Origin of the sequence: Nitrososphaera sp. AFS, from assembly GCF_009898475.1 — an archaeon.
Taxonomy (GTDB): domain Archaea; phylum Thermoproteota; class Nitrososphaeria; order Nitrososphaerales; family Nitrososphaeraceae; genus Nitrosopolaris.
In genome coordinates, this window is sequence record NZ_QURE01000109.1 from 1,397 (window position 1) to 5,765 (window position 4,369).

4 protein-coding genes are annotated in these 4,369 nt (G+C 39.7%); 2 read left to right on the plus strand and 2 right to left on the minus strand.

The window, feature by feature from the left end:
* A partial coding sequence (locus DYY65_RS10000; RefSeq protein ID WP_162477818.1) for a hypothetical protein occupies window positions 1-263 on the plus strand: 263 nt, incomplete at its 5' end.
* 4 nt (window positions 264-267) lie between these two features.
* Window positions 268-879 carry an RAD55 family ATPase gene (locus DYY65_RS10005; protein WP_162477819.1) on the plus strand — a complete coding sequence of 204 codons (612 nt, stop codon included), beginning with the start codon at window positions 268-270 and terminating at the stop codon, window positions 877-879.
* Window positions 880-1,666: 787 nt separating this feature from the next.
* On the opposite strand, the gene DYY65_RS10010 is transcribed toward DYY65_RS10005, so the two are convergent.
* Both DYY65_RS10010 and DYY65_RS10015 read right to left on the minus strand, forming a co-directional pair.
* Window positions 1,667-2,164, minus strand: a complete 498-nt coding sequence (locus DYY65_RS10010) for a hypothetical protein (RefSeq protein ID WP_162477820.1) — start codon at window positions 2,162-2,164, stop codon at window positions 1,667-1,669.
* Window positions 2,165-2,993: 829 nt separating this feature from the next.
* Complete coding sequence (locus tag DYY65_RS10015) at window positions 2,994-3,248, minus strand: hypothetical protein (protein ID WP_162477821.1); 255 nt, start codon at window positions 3,246-3,248, stop codon at window positions 2,994-2,996.
* Window positions 3,249-4,369 lie beyond the last annotated feature (1,121 nt).

A 4,369-nucleotide genomic window follows, 5' to 3' on the forward strand; every position in this document is an offset into this window, starting at 1 on the left:
GAGATGAAATTATCAATACAATAAGCCAAGGGATAGACAGAATACTTGGACAGGACTCGGCTATACTTCTTTTTCAAAGTATGAATAATACACATAGACTAAGCCAGGACGATATTCTGTCTAGACCAGCAGTCTTTGAAAGGTTGCTAAAACAAATGCTTGATAATGATTCTTCTGCCAATGCAGTAATCGATTCTATTTTTGACCAGTTTGTTAGCAAAGTATCATTTGTTCAGGATGTTGGAGTTAGTTCAAACGGTTAGGAAATTGGAGTTTTTCCAACAGCCACTCAATTTTGTAAAAAGAACAAGACATGGCAAACACATTGTGCTTTTTTACGAAGAGCTAGAATATGCAAGGATAATTCTGTTTGAATTCCTTAAAAGCGGACTAGCGCAGAACGAACGGTGTGTATACATCTCAGAAGAGGATACTGAATCGGTAATCAGGGAAATGTCTGATGCTGGTATTAGCACCGAGGAATTTATGAAAAAGGGATTGTTTTTTGTGTACAAGGTTCCAAATCTAGTTGAATATTCAAATAATAGCCAGGCTACACTGCAGGAACTGTCAGAGGTTGCACTGCGTCCGTGGACCAAGGAGAATCAACCTGAGAGACTGGTACTTCAATGCATCTTTAAGACAAATACAGAAGAACAGATTCGGTCTAATCTTGAGTGGGAACGCGACTATCGTTTCAAGAATCTCAAGCCCATACGAGGAACTGTGATTTGCACATATCCTGTTAGTAACATAGTACCAACTATTTCAGATTCTGAGAGCGACTATAGCAAGTGGATGAGCGAACTTTTAGAATTGTACGACGGGGTAATCTTTGCTCGAAAATTCTGGAGAGGAGTTGCTTTCGCTCTAAATTGAACTGAATGTAAATTGGATTGAATATGAGAAGTTAGAAGGCGAATCTCTTTGAGGACAAAAGGGACTCTTGGATATGAGCGCATGAAGTATGGGACAGAATCGGGCCAAAATGCCGATGCATTTTTTGTCATGATTCGAATTATGGTAGTGGCCAAAAAGAAACGCCAAATTTGAGCCGTGACGAAAAGGCCAGATTAAGAAAGATTCAGTCGTATCAATATCTATTCTCAATCCTATGAATAGCACCTATCACACCAATAGCATTGACCGGAGATCAGTATGGCTGTTTAGACAAAGCATGTTAGGCTCTTGCAACTTTGGAAACTATATTCGATATCCAGAAGGCAATACAGTTTTTTTCCAGTATTATGTTGTGCTAGGTATCGTTAGACAAGCGTCAATATGCTAAAGCAATGGGAATGGGTGAGCTTTAGCCATATAGACAACAACTAGTCAGGGAGATATACTCTAAATGAAATTCAACACATTCAAAAAGGGTTTACTTGAGATACAGGTGACTGACAAATAAATGGTAGTAAGCCAATAACCAACGGTGCCAGCGACTATCCAGACTTGACTTGACTCTGTTGCTTAATTGCTAATAAACAACCCCTACTATATCAATCAACCAATCCAGCCTATCAATCAACGAATCCTGATAAACTGGAGTGGTAGCCCCGCCTTTACTCTTCTTAGACTCTAGCATTTGGCCAAATCAAGCGAAAGATGTCGCTAGTTTCTATACTCTTTTTGAGATTTTAGATAGCTAAAAGAAAAGAAAAGAAAGTTATGGACACTTGCCTGGCTGTGATTGACTGCTTGAGCTAGTAACGGCTCCCCCTGAAGTTGTAGCAGTGCTTGACGAACAACTCGCCTGGGAACCGCCAGAACTAGCTGACGAGGTCGTTCCCACACCGCCAGAGTTCTCATTAATCTGTCCATTCCCAAATGCATGTCCAGGTATGTTAGATGCAACGCTGGAGACGCTAAGGCTATTGCTTCCAAGGCCAATTCCTATAGTGTTATTGGGACCAGAAGCGGTCGAATTAGGCCCAGAAGTAGTAGCAGCACTAGAGCTAACAGCACAACCACCAGAGCTGCCAGTTAAGCTCGACTGAAGCTTTACGTTGTGTGTGCTAGATGAACTACTGCAAGTGTATGCCATAGTCGTGTTTGGTGTATTTGGTATTAGATTAGGAATATTGCCGCTACAAAAACAGCTATTCCACTTATCAGAAATAACCGGTTCACGTTTGTTATTATAACATGAACTATAAAAATACATTGGAACACATACAGGAGCTTGATGTAGCGTTCTTCACTTTCCAACCCTCCGCAGCAATCTTGTGCGTGTGAACAGCAGAAATAAGAAGCCGCCCACATAGAAGTTCTCTAGTTGTTATTCACCCTTCCAAGCTGATTCGCGAAGCGCTTAATGACCCTATGATAAAGTTAATTTTAGTTTAGTTTTCTTTGATTGGTTCTTCGTTTGATCTATTCGGTAACAAAACCTACACGGTTTCGTTGTAGTTGTACAGGTTTGAAGACACCGACTAGCTAGGAGTATGCCAGCTGCTATTATACAGAACACTAGGAACGAGCTATATTCTTTATAATCCGCCTGATGATCCCTTTTGTAGTGTGGTCTTGCCTTGAACAAACCTAGTTTAAGGTCTCTGTACGGCCGGAGAAGATTTAGATCATCCGCGAACAAGAGAAGAGTAAATATGCATCCACTCCAGAGGCTGCTGACGCAATCAAAGTATAATTGGCCGGCTACCATAATTAGACAGAATATTTCCTATTCAGGAAAATAGCTGCATGCATCCTACGTGCGATATCGCTATTATGACACGACGTAGGAAGCTGCAACAGCGCCTACATACTTAAGGTAAATGAAGTGGAATACCATAGATATCGGAAAACCACTTGTCCGATATCCAGCCAGCGCCGCAGTTGAACCACAACCGTAGTTCAATGAGATACTAAACAGTACAACCAATAGCGGCGCTATAAGCTATAGGGCTAAATTTCAATTGATTGGTTGAATGCAAAAAATGAGAAATGAACCTATTGGTTCTTTTTTTCAGTATGAGCGGTCGACACTGAAGTTATCAGGCGGTGTTGTTCCAAACAACTTGTGGTTGTAGGGGCCCATAATTATTTTGACCATCGTTAGCACAGACTGAATCGCTACAATTATTTTCTTGGTTTACTTGCTGATCTACTCTGATACTTTTGTGGTTGTCGTTATGATGATGGTGGTGTCGGTATGCCATGACCTGTTGTGGTGCAGCAAATGCTACTGTTACTAATGCTGCCGCTGCTACAATCGCTGTGATTGTTAGCATCATTTTACTGTGGTTCATTGCACATATAACGAAATGCAATAGTATTTGTCAAGTGCTACAGAACACTCTTTAGAAATATAGAAGAATAAGAGGATATATTGAATTTAGAATAAATTCTTAGGAAATAAAATAATTACATAGCCCTCAGTTTTATAAGTTACACGATCTTGTGCCCGTGTTCGGCACACTCACAAGGCGATCCAATACAAACGCTATGCGTCCCTTCTTTACAAGGAATGCAGATACTTTTAGTGTATCTTGATGTTCCTCCTTCCTGGTATTGTTCACCCATAAAGATCTCCTTTTGTTATCCTTGGTGACAAATTATATAAGAATTTAATAATCCATTTAATAGAATACGATATGCATTGTCATCCTATAAACAAGTAGTAGAATCGGATAAGTTGATTCATTTTGGTATTGCAAATCAAAAGGGCAAACTCGTCCCAGTACTTACTAAAGGGATAATCCCCCTAATGAATGGAGAAGACCATTATTGAGAAAAGCTCAAACTAAAATATACACTTCTTTTTAGTTTGTAGCTTGATTCTTGACACTTCTGGACAGTATCAAACACGTTATTCCAAAGTACATGAGTTTATTGACAAGGCCAAAGTACATGAGTTTATTGACAAGGGTCAAATTGTGTTACATGCATAAGATATGCTAGGCCTGAATCATTTAAGTATTCTAGACAAGTAATATGGTAATGCCTCTGGCTATTTGGTATATCCAACTGCAAACTCTAGTACTACTTCCAGCTATAATTATGATTCATATGATAACATAAGAAGTTCATATGGCGTCAATGTAGTAGTGAGTCAAGAACGCAGATAGACTATTCTATTAGCTTACCCATATGTGGTCGTAGTCTATTCTGTTTGTTTATGCCATTAGATTATTTTACCCATGTCATGCGTGTTTGCAGACCATATGACTTTATTTTTACCAGTTATCGTTCAATTACTAATTTCTTTCTAGGCTTATAGTCTCTGTTCTTATATGCTATCGGTAGGAAGAACAGACCTAGCAATACCAACGAACCCGCCAATACAGATATTATTTCTACACTGTCCATTGTGGCAACCTCCTTACCTCCTCTCTGGGCGAGGGTTTATTTGTCCGTCTACTGCTCGCCA

Excerpts from the sequence above, each read along its gene's own strand:
- DYY65_RS10010 (WP_162477820.1), bottom strand. The coding sequence starts at position 2,164 with ATGTATTTTTATAGTTCATGTTATAATAACAAACGTGAACCGGTTATT.
- DYY65_RS10015 (WP_162477821.1), bottom strand. The coding sequence starts at position 3,248 with ATGAACCACAGTAAAATGATGCTAACAATCACAGCGATTGTAGCAGCG.